The organism is Sphingomonas radiodurans (genome assembly GCF_020866845.1).
GTDB lineage: Bacteria > Pseudomonadota > Alphaproteobacteria > Sphingomonadales > Sphingomonadaceae > Sphingomonas > Sphingomonas radiodurans.
Genome location: NZ_CP086594.1, coordinates 3,110,895 through 3,127,792, shown reverse-complemented (window position 1 = coordinate 3,127,792; position 16,898 = coordinate 3,110,895). Strand labels below are relative to the sequence as shown.

General features: G+C 66.6%; 17 protein-coding genes and 1 tRNA gene. 9 read left to right on the top strand and 9 right to left on the bottom strand.

The window, feature by feature from the left end; all coding sequences use genetic code 11:
* The first annotated feature begins 75 nt into the window (after positions 1-75).
* The 4 genes from LLW23_RS14675 to LLW23_RS14660 all read left to right on the top strand — a co-directional run bounded on the left by LLW23_RS14675 (position 76) and on the right by LLW23_RS14660 (position 5,581).
* Complete coding sequence (locus tag LLW23_RS14675) at positions 76-1,443, top strand: acyl-CoA dehydrogenase family protein (RefSeq protein WP_228946238.1); 1,368 nt, start codon at positions 76-78, stop codon at positions 1,441-1,443.
* Between the two features lie 184 nt (positions 1,444-1,627).
* Positions 1,628-2,626, top strand: coding sequence for an NAD(P)H-dependent flavin oxidoreductase (locus LLW23_RS14670; protein WP_228946237.1), 999 nt, complete (start codon positions 1,628-1,630; stop codon positions 2,624-2,626).
* An 82-nt stretch (positions 2,627-2,708) separates the two neighbouring features.
* A complete protein-coding gene (locus tag LLW23_RS14665) occupies positions 2,709-4,844 on the top strand; it encodes a histidine kinase dimerization/phosphoacceptor domain -containing protein (RefSeq protein WP_228946236.1) in 2,136 nt (711 codons plus the stop codon).
* Between the two features lie 62 nt (positions 4,845-4,906).
* Complete coding sequence (locus LLW23_RS14660; RefSeq protein WP_228946235.1) at positions 4,907-5,581, top strand: HPP family protein; 675 nt, start codon at positions 4,907-4,909, stop codon at positions 5,579-5,581.
* Here the strand turns inward: LLW23_RS14660 and LLW23_RS14655 are convergent.
* The 5 genes from LLW23_RS14655 to LLW23_RS14635 form a co-directional block, all read right to left on the bottom strand.
* Complete coding sequence (locus LLW23_RS14655) at positions 5,574-6,098, bottom strand: biliverdin-producing heme oxygenase (RefSeq protein ID WP_228946234.1); 525 nt, start codon at positions 6,096-6,098, stop codon at positions 5,574-5,576. The genes LLW23_RS14660 and LLW23_RS14655 overlap by 8 nt on opposite strands.
* A gap of 78 nt (positions 6,099-6,176) precedes the next feature.
* Positions 6,177-6,262 (bottom strand) — tRNA-Leu (locus tag LLW23_RS14650).
* Between the two features lie 59 nt (positions 6,263-6,321).
* The gene (locus tag LLW23_RS14645) at positions 6,322-6,687 is read right to left on the bottom strand and encodes a PilZ domain-containing protein (RefSeq protein ID WP_228946233.1); all 366 of its coding nucleotides are present in this window, start codon (positions 6,685-6,687) and stop codon (positions 6,322-6,324) included.
* A gap of 72 nt (positions 6,688-6,759) precedes the next feature.
* Positions 6,760-7,125, bottom strand: coding sequence for an RNA polymerase-binding protein DksA (gene dksA, locus LLW23_RS14640; protein ID WP_228948597.1), 366 nt, complete (start codon positions 7,123-7,125; stop codon positions 6,760-6,762).
* A gap of 605 nt (positions 7,126-7,730) precedes the next feature.
* Positions 7,731-8,291, bottom strand: a complete 561-nt coding sequence (locus tag LLW23_RS14635; protein ID WP_228946232.1) for a hypothetical protein — start codon at positions 8,289-8,291, stop codon at positions 7,731-7,733.
* Between LLW23_RS14635 and LLW23_RS14630 the strand changes: the two genes are divergently transcribed.
* Complete coding sequence (locus LLW23_RS14630) at positions 8,278-8,547, top strand: PEP-CTERM sorting domain-containing protein (RefSeq protein ID WP_228946231.1); 270 nt, start codon at positions 8,278-8,280, stop codon at positions 8,545-8,547. The genes LLW23_RS14635 and LLW23_RS14630 overlap by 14 nt on opposite strands.
* A 78-nt stretch (positions 8,548-8,625) precedes the next feature.
* Here LLW23_RS14630 and LLW23_RS14625 read toward each other — a convergent pair whose 3' ends face one another.
* The gene (locus LLW23_RS14625) at positions 8,626-9,066 is read right to left on the bottom strand and encodes a host attachment family protein (RefSeq protein ID WP_228946230.1); all 441 of its coding nucleotides are present in this window, start codon (positions 9,064-9,066) and stop codon (positions 8,626-8,628) included.
* Positions 9,067-9,149: 83 nt separating this feature from the next.
* Here LLW23_RS14625 and serS point away from each other — a divergent pair, with 83 nt between their 5' ends.
* The 3 genes from serS to tyrS all read left to right on the top strand — a co-directional run bounded on the left by serS (position 9,150) and on the right by tyrS (position 12,968).
* On the top strand, positions 9,150-10,454 hold the full coding sequence (gene serS, locus LLW23_RS14620; RefSeq protein WP_228946229.1) for a serine--tRNA ligase: 1,305 nt from the start codon (positions 9,150-9,152) through the stop codon (positions 10,452-10,454).
* Between the two features lie 10 nt (positions 10,455-10,464).
* Complete coding sequence (locus LLW23_RS14615) at positions 10,465-11,520, top strand: M23 family metallopeptidase (protein WP_228946228.1); 1,056 nt, start codon at positions 10,465-10,467, stop codon at positions 11,518-11,520.
* 221 nt (positions 11,521-11,741) lie between these two features.
* A complete protein-coding gene (gene tyrS, locus LLW23_RS14610; protein WP_228946227.1) occupies positions 11,742-12,968 on the top strand; it encodes a tyrosine--tRNA ligase in 1,227 nt (408 codons plus the stop codon).
* A gap of 23 nt (positions 12,969-12,991) precedes the next feature.
* Here tyrS and LLW23_RS14605 read toward each other — a convergent pair whose 3' ends face one another.
* The 3 genes from LLW23_RS14605 to recG form a co-directional block, all read right to left on the bottom strand.
* On the bottom strand, positions 12,992-13,867 hold the full coding sequence (locus LLW23_RS14605; protein WP_228946226.1) for a DUF2971 domain-containing protein: 876 nt from the start codon (positions 13,865-13,867) through the stop codon (positions 12,992-12,994).
* 73 nt (positions 13,868-13,940) lie between these two features.
* Positions 13,941-14,378, bottom strand: a complete 438-nt coding sequence (locus LLW23_RS14600) for a DMT family transporter (protein WP_228946225.1) — start codon at positions 14,376-14,378, stop codon at positions 13,941-13,943.
* Positions 14,379-14,390: 12 nt separating this feature from the next.
* Positions 14,391-16,445, bottom strand: a complete 2,055-nt coding sequence (gene recG / locus LLW23_RS14595) for an ATP-dependent DNA helicase RecG (protein WP_228946224.1) — start codon at positions 16,443-16,445, stop codon at positions 14,391-14,393.
* Between the two features lie 72 nt (positions 16,446-16,517).
* On the opposite strand from recG, the gene LLW23_RS14590 reads away from it, so the two are divergent.
* Positions 16,518-16,802 (top strand): FAD assembly factor SdhE, encoded by a 285-nt coding sequence (locus LLW23_RS14590; RefSeq protein ID WP_228946223.1) that lies wholly within the window; start codon positions 16,518-16,520, stop codon positions 16,800-16,802.
* Positions 16,803-16,898: the final 96 nt, after the last annotated feature.

The window sequence follows — 16,898 nt, the reverse complement described above, 5'->3', positions numbered from 1 at the left end:
TCGATTGGGGGGCTGTAAATCCTGCCGCGGCGCGCTACGCAAGTTAAAAGAATCGACTTAATTAGGAGATGGGTGATGGATTTCGGTTTGCCGCAGGATCTGCTCGACTATCTGAAAGAGCTGGACGCCTTCATCGAGGCGGAGATCAAGCCGCTCGAGGATGCGGACGATAACGTCCGCTTCTTCGATCACCGCCGCGAATATGCGCGCACCGATTTCGAGGCCGGCGGGCTGCCGCGGCACGAGTGGGAAGAGCTGATGCGCGAGGCCAAGCGCCGCGCCGATAAGGCCGGCCACCTGCGCTTCGCGATGGATCCCAAATTCGGCGGCAAGGGCGGGTCGAACCTGTGGATGTGCGTCATCCGCGAATATCTCGCCGCTAAGGGCCTGGGCCTCCACAACGATCTGCAGACCGAACATTCGATCGTCGCGAACAACCCCTTCGCCAAGATGTTCGACGATTTCGGCACCGAGGATCAAAAGCAGGAATTCATCTCAGGCACGCTCAACGGCACGCGCCGCGTGACGTTCGGGCTGACCGAGCCGTACCACGGCTCTGACGCGACCTTCATGGAATCCCGCGGCGTGCCCGAGGTGCGCAATGGCGTCCCCGGCTATGTCATCAACGGCGAAAAGATGTGGACGACGGGGATGCACGTCGCGACGCATTGCGCGCTGTTCGCCCGCACCACTGGCGAGGATGGCTCGGCAAAGGGCATCACCTGCTTCCTCGTCCCCACCGACGACGAAGGCGTGAAGATCGAGGAATATCTCTGGACCTTCAACATGCCGACCGATCACCCGCGCGTGTCGTTCACCGACGTGTGGGTGCCCGAGAGCACGATCTTCGGCGAGAAGGAAAACGGCCTGCCGGTCGCGCAGGCGTTCGTCCATGAGAACCGCATCCGCCAGGCCGCCAGCTCGCTCGGCGCTGCGAGCTACTGCATCGAGGAATCGATCCGCTACGCCCGCCAGCGCAAGCCGTTCGGCGAGGATCTCGCGCGCAACCAGGCGATCCAGTTCCCGCTCGTCGAGCTGGCCACGCAGTGCGAGATGCTGCGCCTGCTGATCCGCAAGACCGCCTGGGAAATGGACCAGATGCCGCACCATGAGGTGGAAAAGCGGCTCTCGGACAAGGTCTCGATGTGCAATTACTGGGGCAATCGCCTGTGCTGCGAAGCCGCAGATCGCGCGATGCAGGTTCATGGCGGCATCGGCTATTCGCGCCACAAGGCGTTCGAGCACATCTACCGCCACCACCGCCGCTACCGCATCACCGAAGGCGCGGAAGAGATCCAGATGCGCAAGGTCGGCGCCTTCCTGTTCGGCTACCTCGGCCCACGCCGGCAGGAGTTCAAGGATCTCGACTGGTCCGACGTCGACTACAAGAACAGCCAGATCCGTCCTCGCTCGGGCAAGCAGGCGCTGGGCTCGAACTTCTGACTTCTTCGTCATCCCGGGCTCGTCCCGGGATCCACCCGTCCGCGCGCGCCACGACCGGAGGATGCGCGGAAACGTGGATGCCGGGACAAGCCCGGCATGACGCTGGAGGCTTGCGGCTGATCCAGCATCAGCATAACATCTGTTACGTTAGCGCCGGTCACGGCCACCAAAATAGGAGAGGGCAATGCTCAAGACGCGATTCACCGAAGCGTTCGGGATCGAATATCCGATCGCACAGGGCGGCATGCAGTGGGTCGGCAAGGCGCACCTCGTCGCCGCCGTTGCCAACGCCGGCGCGCTCGGCTTCCTCACCGCGCTGACGCAGCCGTCGCCGGAGGAGCTGGCGAACGAGATCCAGCGCACCAAGGATCTGACCGACAAGCCATTCGGCGTGAACCTCACCGTCTTCCCGACGATCAACGCGCCCGATTACAACGCCTATGCGAACGTCATCATCGACGCTGGCATCAAGATCGTCGAAACCGCGGGCACCCCCGCGGTCGCCGAGCAATGGGCGATGTTCAAGGCCGCCGGCGTCAAGATCATCCACAAATGCACCAGCGTGCGCCACGCGCTGTCGGCCGAGCGCAAGGGCGTCGACGCGATCTCGATCGACGGCTTCGAATGCGCCGGCCACCCCGGCGAAGACGACATCCCCGGCCTGATCCTGATCCCCGCCGCGGCGAACAAGCTGAAGATCCCGATGCTCGCGAGCGGCGGCTTCGCCGATGGCCGCGGCCTCGTCGCCGCACTCGCGCTCGGCGCCGACGGCATCAACATGGGCACGCGTTTCTGCGTGACGCAGGAGGCGCAGATCGCCGAAAGCTTCAAGCAGCAGATGGTCGAGAACGACGAGCGCGCGACCAACCTCATCTTCCGCACGATGCACAACACCGCGCGCGTGATGAAGAACGCGGTGTCGGACGAGGTCGTGAAGATCGAGCGCGCGGGTGGCGCGCAGTTCAGCGACATCCAGCATCTCGTCGCGGGCAAGCGCGGGCAGGATGCGATGCAGGCCGGCGACACCGATGGCGGCATCTGGTCCGCCGGCATGGTGCAGGGCCTGATCGACGACGTGCCGACGGTGAAGCAGCTGGTCGATCGCATCGTCGCCGAGGCGGAAGACATCATCGAAAGCCGCCTGCAATCAATGATCGCGCGCTACGCCGAGGCCGCCGAGTAGAACGATTAACTGATCGAGATCAATTGCGCAGCTTGCGTCGCTGCGTCATGCCTTCGCGCGGTATTGGCGTGGAAAGAGGGGCATGGCGACGCACAGTGACCGGGCTGCGCCCGATCTGACGGAGTGCGATCGCGAACCGATCCACATTCCCGGCGCCATCCAGCCGCACGGCATGGTGCTGATCGTCGATCCTGCCACCCTGCGCACCGTCGCGGGCGCCGGCGATTGCGAGGCGTATCTGGGCGACGCCTGGTTAGGGGAAACGCTCGACACGCTCCTGGCGCAGGACATTGCCGCGCGCATCGCGTCGGCGGCTAAAGCCCCCGGCGTCGCGATCCGCGCCGCCGCGGTACGGCTGAACCAGCAAAGCTTCGACGTCGCGATCTACACCGGTGCCGACCACTTGATCGTCGAGCTGGAGCCCGCCCCCGCGGAGCCCTTGCTGGCCGGCGAGATGCTCGCGTGGATGGATGCGATCGCCGCGGGGTTCGAGCGCGCCACCAACCTGCAGCTGCTGTGCGAGCGCGCGGCGATCGCCTTCCGTACGCTGACCGGCTTCGATCGCGTGATGGTCTATCGCTTCCTCGACGACGATGCCGGCCGCGTCATGGCGGAGGATCGCGATCCCGCGCTCGGCAGCTTCATGCATCATCATTTCCCGGCCAGCGACATCCCGCGCCAGGCGCGCGCGCTGTACGTGCGCAACCGCGCACGCGTCATTCCCGACGTCGGCTACACCCCCGCCCCACTCCGCCCCGCAGCCTTCCAGTCGGCCGATCTCAGCGACGTGGCACTGCGCAGCGTATCGCCGATCCACCTGCAATATCTACACAACATGGGCGTCAGCGCCTCGGCGTCGATCTCGATCGTGAAGGACGGGATCCTCTGGGGCCTGATCGCCTGCCATAACCAGACGCCGCGCCAGATGCCGCTCGACATCCGCCTCGCCGGGGTTGCGCTCGCCGGCGGGCTCGCCCGGCAGATCCGCGCCAAGGAGGAAGCCGAAAGCTATCGCGAGCGGCTCGCCTTGCGCGCGGCCGAGGACGTGCTGGTGCCGTCGCTGCGCCCGCCGCTCACCAATGCGGTCTCGACCCGGCACCAGGACATCCAGCGGATGTTCGACGGCGACGGGATCGCGGTGATCCACCCCGGCGGCATCGACCGCTACGGGCATTGCCCCGAGGCGGCGGACATCGCCGCAATCGCCGCCTGGCTCGGCGAGCGCAACACCACCGAGGCCTTCGCCTCACATAACCTCGCTGAAGTACACCCAGATGCCGCGCGCTTCCCCGAGCGCGCCAGCGGCATCCTCGCCTTGCCCGTGCCGGAGGAGCGATCGTTGCTGATCCTGTTCCGTGTCGAGCAGGTCGTGGAAATCGAGTGGGCCGGCAATCCTCACAAGGGCGTCGGCCTAGATCCTGACGCCACGCTCACCCCGCGCACGTCGTTCGCCTCGTGGAGCGAGATGGTGCGCGGTCAGTCGCGCCGTTGGACGCTCGAACAGGTCGAAGCCGCGCACCGCCTGCGCCGTGCCCTGCGCGAGGCAAGCGACACGCGCGAGCGCGCACGGCTCTATCGCGAACTCGAGCGCGCGCTCACCGAGAAGGACGCCGCGCTCGACCAGAAGAACCTGCTGATGAAGGAGGTTCACCATCGCGTGCAGAACAGCCTCCAACTGGTCTCGGCCTTCCTGTCGCTCCAGGCGCGTGACGCGGGGCCTGGCCCGGTCGCCGACCAGCTGATCGAGGCGTGTTCGCGGCTGTCGGCGGTCGCGCTGGTCCACCGCCGGCTGTATCGCGACGACCAGATCGAGACGATCGATCTTGCGCGTTACCTCGAAGAGTTGATCGGCGATCTCAAGGCGTCGCTCGGCACCGAATGGTCGTCGCAGATGACGGTCGATCTCACGCCGATGCTGATCCCCACCGATCGCGCGGTGAGCGTAGGGCTGCTCGCCGCCGAGCTCATCATCAACGCCACCAAATATGCCTATCCCGGCGGGACCGGGCGGATCGACATCGCGCTGCAGCGTCACCGCAATCGCCTGCAGCTGATCGTCGCCGATCACGGCAGCGGCGTCGTCGGCGATCGGGTTGGCTTCGGCAGCCGGATGATGAGTTCGGTGATGAGCCGGCTCGACGGCGAGTTGCAGCATGCCGATAACGGCCCCGGCCTGCGCGCGATCGTGACGATGCCGATCGAGGAACCCCAGCGCTAGGTTGGTCGCGCGCGCCGGGCCTGATACCCCGCCCCCGCCCATCGATCACCCGCGAGACGCCTTTGCCCTTCTTCAAACCTCTGCTCGCCGGCGCGAGCCTGTCGGGCCGGCTGCTCGCCTGCCTCGGTGCAGCGCTCGGGATCGCCGCGACCATCTGGATCTGCGGCCGCCTCCCACTGGCCGCCGCCGACCTGCCGGTGATCGTCGCGCCGCTGGGCGCGTCGGCGGTGCTCGTGTTCGCCGTGCCGACCAGCCCGCTTGCGCAGCCGTGGCCAGTACTTGGCGGCAATGTCATCTCGACGATTATCGGCGTCGCGGCGTTCGATCTGATCCCCGACACCGCAATTGCCGCGGGCATTGCGGTGGGCGGCGCGATCCTTGTCATGTCGCTGCTGCAATGCCTTCACCCGCCTGGCGGCGCGGCGGCGCTTACCGCAGTGATCGGCGGCCCGGCGATCCATGATGCAGGCTATGCCTTCGCCCTGATGCCCGTCGCGACCAACTCGATCGCGCTCGTCGTGATCGCCATGCTGTACCACCGCGCGACCCGCCACGCCTATCCGCGCGCGCAAGCCCCCGCACCCGCGCTAGGCACACCGCTGCAAGCCACTGACATCGACCGCGCGCTCGCCGACATGGACGAAAGCTTCGACATCAGCCGCGCCGATCTCGACGCGCTGCTGGCACATGCCGAGCGCCACGCCACCGCCCGCACCAGCACGGCGCGGGTCAGGTAACGCGGACGGCAACCATCGCGTAAAGGCCGAACACGGTCAGCGCGCCGGCCACTAACGCATCATGCCAGGCCTCGTCCTGCCCGTCCGCCGCCGCATCGATCGCCTGCCGGATCGCGCGCCACTCGCCCTGCTGGTGCGTCGCCGCGAGATACGCACGCGGCAGCCCCTCGCCTACGCGTCCGGCCAACATGCCGCCGCCCAGCCGCGATCCCTCGACCACGTACAGCGCGCCCCAATGCTCGGCGTCGGTCTCGACACGGGGCTGCTCGATCGGCTCGGCAGGCACATCCACCGTAACGCCAAGCGCGGCGCAGTCCGCCAGCAGCAGCGGCGTCCGCGGCCGCAACGCCGGCCACACCCTCACCGCCATCGCCTCGGCCAGCGGCAGCGCGCGGGCGTGTGAGACCAGGAATTGGCTATAGGATGCGCGATCGGCCAGGTCGTACTCGGCGAAAGCGCCGTCGACCGCCTCATGCGCCGGCGCGGTACGGGAACGAAGCAGGGAAGTTGCTGACATTACAGCATGAATGCCCGATCCGCGCGCACCGGTCGAGCATCGATCGCTAAGCCGATCTCAATCGGCGGCGATCGTCAGTGGTACGGGCGGTCGGACTCGAACCGACAAGTTGTTACCAACGGCGGATTTTGAGTCCGCTGCGTCTACCATTCCGCCACGCCCGCATGCGCCCCGGGCGGCGCCTTTGCCATGATCGGGGGCGGTCCGTCTAGCCTCGTCGACGCTATCTTGGAAAGCGCAGCGGTCGTGGGCCGTCGTCGTCCTTGCGCCCGCCGACCGGCTTGCGCGCGCGCTGCGGATCGATCGGGCGATCGAAGGCGATGCCGGCGCGCCCCTCGGTCTGCCAGGCGACCCGGCCAGTGACGGAGCCGATGCCGCGCAATTCGATCTCGACCGGCGAATCGGGCGATACCGGCTCGGGAAGCTCGGCCATCAGCCCGCCGGTGGAAAGGTTGCGCACGCGCACCTGAAGCGCCTCGCGGCGGCCCTCCACCTTCAGCGTGGCGAGCAGGAACATGCTGTCGCGACCGCGCTCGCCGCCCTCGGCAGGCGCGGCATCGAGGAAGACACTGGCGCGGGCGGAATCCATACGCGTTGAATATGGCCTGAAGTGTTGACGGATTATAAACAAACCGACCGGATCGGCACCTTCGCGAAGAAATCAGTCCTCGCGCGAAACCTTCTCGTGCCGCTCGTGGCGCTCCTGCGCCTCGACCGACATCGTCGCGATCGGCCGCGCCTCCAGCCGGCCGAGGCTGATCGGCTCGCCGGAAACCTCGCAATAGCCGTATTCGCCCTCGTCGAGCCGGCGCAGTGCGGCCTCGATCTTGCCGATCAGCTTGCGCTGGCGATCACGCGTGCGCAATTCGATCGACCAGTCGGTTTCGCTCGACGCGCGATCGTTGAGGTCCGCCTCGCGAATCGAATCGACCTGCAGTTGCGAAAGCGTGCCTTGCGCCTCGCGCAGGATGGCATCTTTCCAGGCGAGCAGCTTGGCGCGGAAATACGCCTGCTGGCGCGGGTTCATGAACGGCTCGTCGGGCTGCGGTCGATAGCCATCGTCATGATAGGCCTCGTCCGGATAGCGGTTTTCACTGTCGTTGGCTGCTCCACGACCGGATGCACCCGTTTGATCCGCGCGATTGTACGCTGTCGCCATCGACCATCTCCCCGCCCGCGTCAGGGTGTGTTCAGCACCACCAAGCGCCCCTGGGCCGCGCCTATAGTCGCGTGCCCTAGACGCGACAAGCGTTCGCGAGCGTAACCTGCCGATAAGCGCGGCCTTCTTGCCCCGCAATGAACGAACCGGCACTGCGCCGGCTGGCTCGCCGGATTCCGTCCCCGACTGGTACGTTAACCATAAACCCGCCGGCGGTTCTGCGATTCATGCGCGAGCAGGTGGCACAATGATGGTTAACGCCGTTGCGCTTAAGGCTTTGTTTCTCCCTTTGTCGGATAGCAACTTCATCGTTGCGACAGGACCAGAACGACGGCGACGTCTTCTAATTATTGAGAGAATGACATCATGTCAGTGCGGATGGCTTTGGCGAAACTCTGCGCGTGCACCGTTGGTGGCGCGGTCGTCGGCGGCGGCGCGGTCCATGTCGCGGAAACGCAGAAGGCGCGCACTTCCTACTCGAAGGTCGCCCCCAAGGTGGTGGCCAAGCGCGTGGTGAAGCGCACCGTCGCGCGTCGCGGCAAGGTACGGCGCATCGTCACCACGACGACGGCGGCCTGTGCGCCGACGGTCGTGACGGTCGCATCGCAAGCAGCGCCGGTTCCCGTGCCGCTGCCGGCCGGCCCCGCGCTCGTATCGGGCGGCGGCGGTGTCGCGCCGATCATCGGCGGTGGGTTCGGCGGCGGCGGCGTTGGCGGCGGTGGATTCTTCGCGGGCGGCTTCTTCGGCGGCTCGGGCGGCAGCGGCGGCGGATCGAGCGGGATCGTGATTTCCTCGACCTCCAGCGGCGGGTCGACCTCGACCTCGTCGGGCGGCTCGTCTTCGTCCACATCGTCGGGCGGCTCTTCGACGTCGACCGGCGGCGTTAGCAGCACCTCCTCGACCTCGTCGGGCAACGTCAGCAGCACTTCGTCGAGCGGCAACGTGAGCAGCACGTCCTCCTCGTCGGGCAACGTGTCTTCGTCGTCGAGTGGTAACGTCTCCTCGTCCTCCAGCGGCAACGTGTCGTCGTCCACCTCGACCTCCTCATCGTCGAGCGGCAACGTCTCCACGTCCACCTCGACTTCAAGCTCGTCCTACGGCTCGTCGTCGAAGGGCTGGGGATCGAGCCATGGTTCGTCGCACGGCTGGGGATCGAACGGCGGGCACAGCAGCGGCAACAGCAGCGGCAATCCCTCGCCGGTGCCGGCCCCGCCGATGCTGATCCTGTTCGGCGCTGCCGCCGCAGCGCTGATCGCGCGTCGCCGGCTCGGGAAGCAAGTCGCCGCCTGATCCGCGGCACGCCTGACGGCAAAGAAAAGGGGCTTCGCACCGGTCGTGCGAAGCCCCTTTTCGTTTGTTGGAATGCGATCAGGCGTTGAGCAGCGCCTTCTCGATATCGGGGATCGGATGTCCGGTCAGATCCTTTGCAAGTTCGCCGGTCAGTCGATCGGTGACTTCCTTGTGATAATGCTTGCGCAATTCGCCCAGCGTCTTGGGCGGCGCGATGACGATCAGCGATTCGTAATCCTGCGACAGCGCGCGCTTCTTCAGCAGCTCGGCGGCACCCGCAGCGAAGCGATCCTCCTCCAGCTGGTGAAAGTCGGTCGGCTCGACCGAACTGCGTGCCGCGCCCTGCGACAAGGATGATTGGCCCGCCGCGTCGGTCGCCTGATCGCGCGTGGCCGGATTGTCCTGCTCGCGGGCATGTTCGACGGTCAGGTTCGGGTGCGCCGCGTCGCCTTCGTTGCGCAAGAACAGCAGCTTGCGGCCATCTACGACGAGGACGACGGAATTGTGGGGCACTTGCATGGTCACTTCTCCTTGGCGATCTAGAACGCCGCGGTAGCCGCGCGGGTTGCCTCCCCTCCCCGCGCCCTGCATAGCGCCCCGCCATGCTCGACATCCGCCTGATCCGCGACGATCCCGCCGCCTTCGACGCCGCCATGGCGCGTCGCGGCAAGCCGACCGACGCCACAACGATCCTCGATCTGGATCGCCGCCGCCGCGAACTGCTGACCGAATTGCAGACCGGTCAGGCGCGCCGCAACGAAGCCTCGAAGGCGATCGGCGCCGCAAAAGCCAAGAAGGACGAGGCCACTGCCGCGACGCTGATGGCCGAAGTCGCGTCGCTCAAGCAGCGCCTGCCCGAGCTGGAAGCCGAGGAAACACAGGTCGGCGGCACGCTCGATACGCTGCTCGCAACTTTGCCCAATCTCCCCCTCGCCGACGTGCCCGACGGCGCCGACGAGAACGACAACCAGCTTGTCCACGAACGCGGCACCCGCCCCACGTTCGACTTCCCCATCCGCGAGCATGACGCGATCGGCCCAGCGATCGGCCTCGATTTCGAGACCGGCGCGCTGCTCGCCGGCGCGCGCTTCACGCTGGTGCGCGGCCACGCCGCCCGGCTCGCCCGCGCGCTGGGCCAATATGGCCTCAACGTGCTGACGCGCGACTATGGCTATGAGGAAGTCGTCCCCCCGCTGCTCGTCCGCGACGAGGCCATGTTCGGCACCGGCCAGCTACCCAAGTTCGCCGAGGATCTGTTCCGCACCACCGACGGCCGCTGGCTGATCCCGACCAGCGAAGTCAGCCTCACCAACATCGTGCGCGAGAAGATCCTCGCGGCGAGCGATCTCCCGCTGCGCTTTACCGCGCTCACCCCCTGCTTCCGCTCCGAAGCCGGTGCGGCGGGGCGCGACACGCGCGGCTTCATCCGCCAGCACCAGTTCGACAAGGCCGAGATGGTCTCGATCGTCGAACCCGACCAGTCCGAGGCCGAGCATGAGCGGATGACCGCCGCGGCGGAGGACGTGCTCACCCGCCTCGAACTGCCGTTCCGCCGCATGAAGCTGTGCACCGGTGACATGGGCTTTTCCGCCGCACGCACCTTCGACATCGAGGTCTGGCTGCCCGGCCAGGATCGTTACCGCGAAGTCTCGTCCTGCTCGACCTGCACCGATTTCCAGGCGCGCCGCATGAACGCGCGCTTCCGGCCAGCCAAGGACGACAAGGGGAGCGAGAAGGCGACCAAATTCGTCCACACGCTCAACGGCTCGGGGTTGGTCGTCGGTCGCACGATCGTGGCGATCCTCGAGAATTATCAACAGGCCGATGGGTCGGTCGCCGTGCCGTCGGTGCTCCAGCCCTATCTCGGCGGGCTGAACAGGCTGGAGCCGCGGCCCGCGAACGGTTAACGCTGCGGTGATGCGATTACGGATCACGCCAGCCCTGCCGCTCGTCCTCGGGCTCGCGGCGTGCATTCCGTCGAGCAACCGCCCCGCCCCGCCAGCGCCCCCGCCGCTCGATCTACCGGCACCCGACGATCGCGGCGGCACGTCGGAAGAGGTTTCGCAGCTGCCGGCTCCGCGCCCGGCGTGGGAAGCCCGCCCCGTCGCCGCCGATGCGCAGCAGGTCGCCGACCAGACGTACATCGTCCGCTCCGGCGACTCATTGCGCGCAATCGCCGAGCGTGTAGGAGCCGGGTCGGAAGCAATCGCGCGTGCCAACGATCTCGCGCCGCCCTTCACGATCCGGACGGGCCAGCGACTGCGCATCCCCGGCGGCCGTTACCACCTCGTCCGCTCGGGCCAGACCGGCATCGCCATCGCGCGCGCCTATGGCGTCGAATGGTCGCGGATCGTCGCCACGAATGACCTCGCCGAGCCCTACATCCTGCGCACCGGCCAGCGCATCCTGATCCCCGGCGACGCACGCCCGCGCAGCGCGGCCGAGCGCGCCGCCGCCTTCCGGCTCGAGATCGACGACATCATCACCGGCGGCGAACCCGCGATCGCCGCGAACCAGGCCCCGGCGAAAGCGGTTGCCACGCCGCGCCGGGTGCTGCCCGCCACCGCCGCCATCTCGGCACCGCTGAGCCGCCCGGGCCGCTTCCTCTGGCCGGTCGACGGCACGATCGTGAGCCGTTTCGGCGCCGGCGCCAGTGGCGAGCGCAACAACGGCATCAAGATCGCCGTACCGATGGAAACCGCGGTCAAGGCCGCCGCGGACGGCACCGTCGCCTATGTCGGCGACGGCATCGCTGCGCTCGGCGGGCTCGTCATCGTGCGCCACGGCGAAAACTGGACCAGCGTCTACGGCCACGCCTCCAAACTGCTCGTGCAGCGCGGCCAGGCGGTGAAGAAAGGCCAGACGATCGCGCTGTCCGGCGACACCGGCTTCGCCGACCGCCCCGAACTCCACTTCGAACTCCGCCGTGGCCGCACCCCGATAGACCCCACCGCGCAGCTGCCGCGAAGGTAATCCTCCCCTTCTTTCAGTCCTCCCCAAGCTCGCTTGGGGAGGGGGACCAGCGAAGCTGGTGGAGGGGAAAGCCCCAAGCGAACCGCCTCACGGCATTCCCCTCCACCACTCGCCTCCGGCGAGCGGTCCCCCTCCCCGAGCAAGCTCAGGGAGGATATCAGCGCACACCAACTGCCCTCCCGCTTGCGACAGCGCCCCTAGGAGGGCATGTCCCCCCCACCATGACCACCCTAAAGTCCGATCTCCTCCGCACCCTCACCGACCGCGGCTACATCCACCAGACCACCGACGCCGCCGCGCTCGACGCGCTCGCCGCCACGCAGGTCGTCCCGGGCTATATCGGCTTCGATCCCACCGCCCCCTCGCTCCACGTCGGCAGCCTCGTCCAGATCATGCTCCTGCGCCGGCTCCAGCAGACCGGCCACAAGCCGATCGTCCTGATGGGCGGCGGCACCGGCAAGATCGGCGATCCTTCGTTCAAGGAGGAATCGCGCCAGCTGCTCACCACCGATCGGATCGCCGACAACGTCGCCTCGATCCGCCGCATCTTCGAACGCTTCCTGACGTTCGGGGATGGCCCCACGGATGCGATGATGGTCGACAATGCAGATTGGCTCGACCAGCTCGAATACATCCCCTTCCTGCGCGAGGTCGGCCAGCATTTCTCGGTCAACCGCATGCTGTCGTTCGATTCGGTGAAGCTGCGGCTCGAGCGCGAGCAATCGCTCAGCTTCCTCGAATTCAACTACATGATCCTGCAGGCCTATGATTTCCGCGAGCTCAGCGCGCGCCACGGCTGCCGGCTGCAGATGGGCGGCAGCGATCAATGGGGCAATATCGTCAACGGCATCGAGCTCGCGCGCCGCATGGACGGCACCGAGGTCTTCGGCGTCACCACCCCGCTGCTGACCACCGCCGACGGCCAGAAGATGGGCAAGACGGTCGCGGGCGCGGTGTGGCTGCACGAGGACCAGCTGCCGCACTTCGATTACTGGCAATTCTGGCGCAACACCGACGACCGCGACGTCGCCCGCTTCCTGCGCCTGTTCACCGACCTGCCCGAAACCGAGATCGCCCGCCTCGAAGCGCTCGAAGGCGCCGAGATCAACGAAGCGAAGAAGATCCTCGCCAACGAAGCCACCGCATTATGCCGCGGCCGCGCAGCGGCGGAGCAAGCCGCCGAAACCGCCCGCAAGACGTTCGAGGAAGGCACCAGCGGCGACACGTTGCCGACGTTCGCCGCATCGGGCGACGTGCCGCTGGTCGATGTGCTGGTGGGCCTCGGCTTCTGCGCCTCGAAGGGCGAAGCGCGCCGGCTGATCAAGCAGGGTGGAGCTAGGGTCGCGGGCGAGAAGGTGTCGGACGAATTAGCGACAGTGACTGCAGGCGCTGAGCCGGTGCGAGTGTCGGCAGGGAAGAAGAATCACGGGATGCTGGTGGCGGAGTAACTTGCCACCTCACCAGTTCGACATCAGTCAATGGTTGGTGGTGCGGTTAGAAGGTCTGAGGCGCTAATTGTGAAGTTGTAGCCGAGCTTTTCTCTCAATCGCTCGATCATTGGCAGATACCAAGTCGGCGCGAGCGGTGAAACTATCACGTGCTCGATCATGGTATCAAGATCACAGTCTAGAGCTAATCCCGGCAAAATCGGGCGCGGATCCTCTACAATATTTTTGAAACGCATTGCACTCTCGTCCCAGTCAAAGTTCGACAGAGGATCATGATACCGTCCGGTTTGCCAATGAACGATCCTAACCTCGTTCTCGTAAGAAAAGCTTGATCGCTTCCGTACCAAGGAGTCGAAGGCGTTTGGGGTTCCAATCTCAAACGTCAGCGGATCAACATATTTTACGGCGCCGAGATATATTTTCTCACTCGAATGCTCCAGAGCAGTATGAAGTCGGCCGCCGCTAGACACGATGGCGACTCCAGCACCGGGTGATCCATATATCTTCCACATCGCGACAGACTCATGATCAGCAGCGTGCCAGCAATTAACGAAAAAGTTTCGGCGATTAGACAGCGTCATAAAACAACGCTGTTCTTCACCCATAAACCAGCCTGCAAAAACGTGATCGTCCGTTTCTTCGGGCTTTCGGCGGCCTTTTCCCACGATTTGCTTACGGAGTGCGTCGGGGACTTCATCAAGTGAACGCCACATTCGATGGGGAAACTGTACCGCTCCCTGAAGGCCCTCATGTGGATCATCGATCGCCAGTATTTCGGCGTTTGCCAGCCAAAGTCGTCGAGACGTAAGTAGCTCGGTGAATTTTGGAAAATCGGTATAGCGCCAGAGCCTCTGATTAAGGCGAGGGCAGTCGAAGCTCGGATGATCGGATATTGGCAAGAGCAGATCGTTTCATATTTCCAATGTCGAATTAATGCTTTCTAGCCGCAAAGCACCGGACTTATCATCTCCCTCACCGCCGCACCAGAAACACCCCCGCCACCACCAGCGCCAACCCCGCCAGCCGCGACAGCGACACCGGCTCCTGCCGCAACCCCAGCAGCCCGAAATGGTCCAGCGCCACCGCCATCGTCAGCTGCGCCGCGAGCGTAACGGTCAGCGTCACCGCCAGCCCCAGCCGCGGCGTCGCATAGGCCACCGCCGCCACGAACACGACGCCATATAACCCGCCGATCCACGCCCAAGCCGGCGCCGCGCGCACCGCGCTGAGCGGCGTGCGATCATAGGCCGCCCAGATCGTCAGCAGCACGAACGTCCCGCCCAGAAACGAGATCGTCGCCGCAAACCACACCGATCCGGTCGATCGCGCCAGCATCGCGTTCGACGGCGATTGCACCGCCACACACAGCCCGGCAGCAACGGCGAACAGGATCGGCAGCAGCGCAGTCATAACCGGGCGCTATCAGCCGGAGCGGAGCAGCGCCACACCGGCATCGCGCTCGAACAGATACAGCGCCACCCGCGCCGCCTGCCCCCGCGCGCCCGCCAGCCCGCCGTCGCGATCGATCAGCAGCCGCGCGTCGTCGAACGCAACCGGCAGCAACTCCCCCAGCAACTCGGGCGTCGCCAGCCGGAACGCTGCCTCGCCCGACTGCCGCGTGCCGAGCAATTCGCCACCGCCGCGCAGCCGCAGATCCTCCTCGGCGATGCGGAACCCGTCGTTCGTCTCACGCATCAGCGCCAGCCGCGCGCGCGACGTTTCGCTCAGCGCCGCGCCCCGCATCAGCAAACACCGCGATTGCCCCCCGCCCCGCCCGACGCGCCCACGCAACTGGTGCAACTGTGCAAGGCCAAAGCGATCGGCATGTTCGATCACGATCAGCGTCGCATTGGGCACGTTCACGCCCACCTCGATCACCGTCGTCGCGACCAGCACGCCCGTCTCGCCGGCGGCGAAGCGCGCCATCACCGCATCCTTCTCCGGCCCGCGCATCCGCCCATGCACCAGCCCAACGCGATCGCCAAACCGCGCCGCAAGCGTCGCCGCGCGCGCCTCGGCTGCGGCGAGATCGCTCTTCTCGCTCTCCTCCACCAGCGGGCAGACCCAATAGGCCTGCTTGCCCTCCGCCAGATGCCGGCCGAGCGCATTCACCACTTCGTCGAGCCGCTCCTCGCTGATCACCCGCGTCTCGACCGGCTCGCGCCCCGGCGGCATCTCGTCGAGCCGGCTCTGGTCCATCTCGCCGTGCTGCGCGAGCACCAGCGTGCGCGGGATCGGCGTCGCGGTCATCGCCAGCAGATGCGGCGTTGTCTTGCCCTTGGCCGACAGCGCCAGCCGCTCTGCCACGCCGAAGCGATGCTGTTCGTCGACCACCACCAGCCCCAGATCGCGATAGGTCACCGCCTCCTGGAAGATCGCGTGCGTGCCGATCAAGATGTCGATCGACCCATCGGCGAGGCCCATCAGCACGCCCTCGCGCACCCGCCCCTTGTCGCGCCCGGTCAGCACCGCGACGTTGATCGGCAGCCCGGCGAGCGTCTCGCGCAATGTCTCATAATGCTGCCGCGCCAGGATCTCGGTCGGCGCCAGCAGCGCCCCCTGCGCCCCCGCCTCGACCGCGACCAGCAGCGCCATCGCCGCGACGAGGGTCTTGCCCGATCCGACATCGCCCTGCAGCAGCCGCAGCATCGGCGCGTCCTGCGCCAGATCGCCCTCGATCTCGCGCACGCTGCGGCCCTGCGCGCCGGTCAGCGCATAGGGCAGGTTCAGCCGGTCGCGCAGTAGCCCGTCGCCCTTGAGCGCGCGCCCGCGCCGCCGCCGCGTATCCTGCCGCACCAGCGCCAGCGCGAGCTGATTGGCGAATATCTCGTCATACGCGACCCGCGCCCGCGCCACCGCATCCGACGGGTCGGCATGGATCCGCGCGAGCGCCGCCTTCCACGCCGGCCAGTCACGCTGCGCCAACAGGCTCGGCTCGATCCACTCGGGCAGGTCGGGCGCGCGCTCGATCGCCTGCGCCACCATCGCGCCCAGCCGCCGCGAGGTCAGCCCTTCCGACAGCGGATAGATCGCCTCGCGTTCGCGCGTGCCGTCGCCCTCCTCCATGATCTCCGGGTGGATGATCTGGAGCTCCTGCCCGTATTGCTCGACCTTGCCTGACACGCACACCAGCTCGCCGACGGTGAATAGCTTGCGCACCATCCCGCTCGATCGCCCGAAGAACACCAGGCTGACGTAATTGCCCAGCGCATCGCTCGCCTGCACCCGCGTCGGCGCGCGTGGGCTGGAGGAGGTGCGGATCTCGCGCGGCGTCAAGGTGATCGCGATCGTGCGCCCGGCATCGTGCGCCATCAGCTCGTCGCGCGGGATGCGATCGATCCATCCGCTCGGCAGATGGAACGCGACATCGACGATCCGCGCGAGCCCCAGCCGTTCGAGCGGCTTGGCAAGGCTCGGCCCGACGCCCTTGAGCGCAGTGACTTCGGCGAACAGCGGATTGAGGATTTCGGGGCGCATGACTATCTGGTCCCGATACCCCGTAAGCCGGCCGCGCGAAACCGCCGCCGGCCAACTGCCGTTGGAGCCGTGATGGACCAAGACACCCGCCTGAAGCGCACCCGCTTCCGCGCCTGGCACCGCGGCACGCGCGAGGCCGATTTCATGATCGGCGGCTTCTTCGACGCGCACCACGCCAGCTGGACCCCCGACCAGCTCGACTGGTTCGAGGCGCTGATGGAGGAACAGGACGTCGACATCATGGGCTGGGCGATCGGCTCGATCCCCTGCCCGCCGCAATGGGACGGGCCGATGATGGCGACGATGCGGAATGTCGATTTCGCGATCGGCCTCCCCGGCATGCGGCCAGAGGCATAACCAAGGCTGGGGAGAGGGGCAGTGAACAGTCTCCCTCTCCCCTTCAGGGGAGAGGGTCGGGGAGAGGGGCAGTAACAAGCCGTAATCCCCGAACAC

What these genes read in the sequence shown, in the direction of transcription:
- LLW23_RS14675 (WP_228946238.1), top strand. Translation starts at nt 76, where the DNA reads ATGGATTTCGGTTTGCCGCAGGATCTGCTCGACTATCTGAAAGAGCTG.
- LLW23_RS14670 (WP_228946237.1), top strand. Translation starts at nt 1,628, where the DNA reads ATGCTCAAGACGCGATTCACCGAAGCGTTCGGGATCGAATATCCGATC.
- LLW23_RS14665 (WP_228946236.1), top strand. Translation starts at nt 2,709, where the DNA reads ATGGCGACGCACAGTGACCGGGCTGCGCCCGATCTGACGGAGTGCGAT.
- LLW23_RS14655 (WP_228946234.1), bottom strand. Translation starts at nt 6,098, where the DNA reads ATGTCAGCAACTTCCCTGCTTCGTTCCCGTACCGCGCCGGCGCATGAG.
- LLW23_RS14645 (WP_228946233.1), bottom strand. Translation starts at nt 6,687, where the DNA reads ATGGATTCCGCCCGCGCCAGTGTCTTCCTCGATGCCGCGCCTGCCGAG.
- dksA (WP_228948597.1), bottom strand. Translation starts at nt 7,125, where the DNA reads ATGAACCCGCGCCAGCAGGCGTATTTCCGCGCCAAGCTGCTCGCCTGG.
- LLW23_RS14625 (WP_228946230.1), bottom strand. Translation starts at nt 9,066, where the DNA reads ATGCAAGTGCCCCACAATTCCGTCGTCCTCGTCGTAGATGGCCGCAAG.
- serS (WP_228946229.1), top strand. Translation starts at nt 9,150, where the DNA reads ATGCTCGACATCCGCCTGATCCGCGACGATCCCGCCGCCTTCGACGCC.
- LLW23_RS14615 (WP_228946228.1), top strand. Translation starts at nt 10,465, where the DNA reads ATGCGATTACGGATCACGCCAGCCCTGCCGCTCGTCCTCGGGCTCGCG.
- tyrS (WP_228946227.1), top strand. Translation starts at nt 11,742, where the DNA reads ATGACCACCCTAAAGTCCGATCTCCTCCGCACCCTCACCGACCGCGGC.
- LLW23_RS14600 (WP_228946225.1), bottom strand. Translation starts at nt 14,378, where the DNA reads ATGACTGCGCTGCTGCCGATCCTGTTCGCCGTTGCTGCCGGGCTGTGT.
- recG (WP_228946224.1), bottom strand. Translation starts at nt 16,445, where the DNA reads ATGCGCCCCGAAATCCTCAATCCGCTGTTCGCCGAAGTCACTGCGCTC.
- LLW23_RS14590 (WP_228946223.1), top strand. Translation starts at nt 16,518, where the DNA reads ATGGACCAAGACACCCGCCTGAAGCGCACCCGCTTCCGCGCCTGGCAC.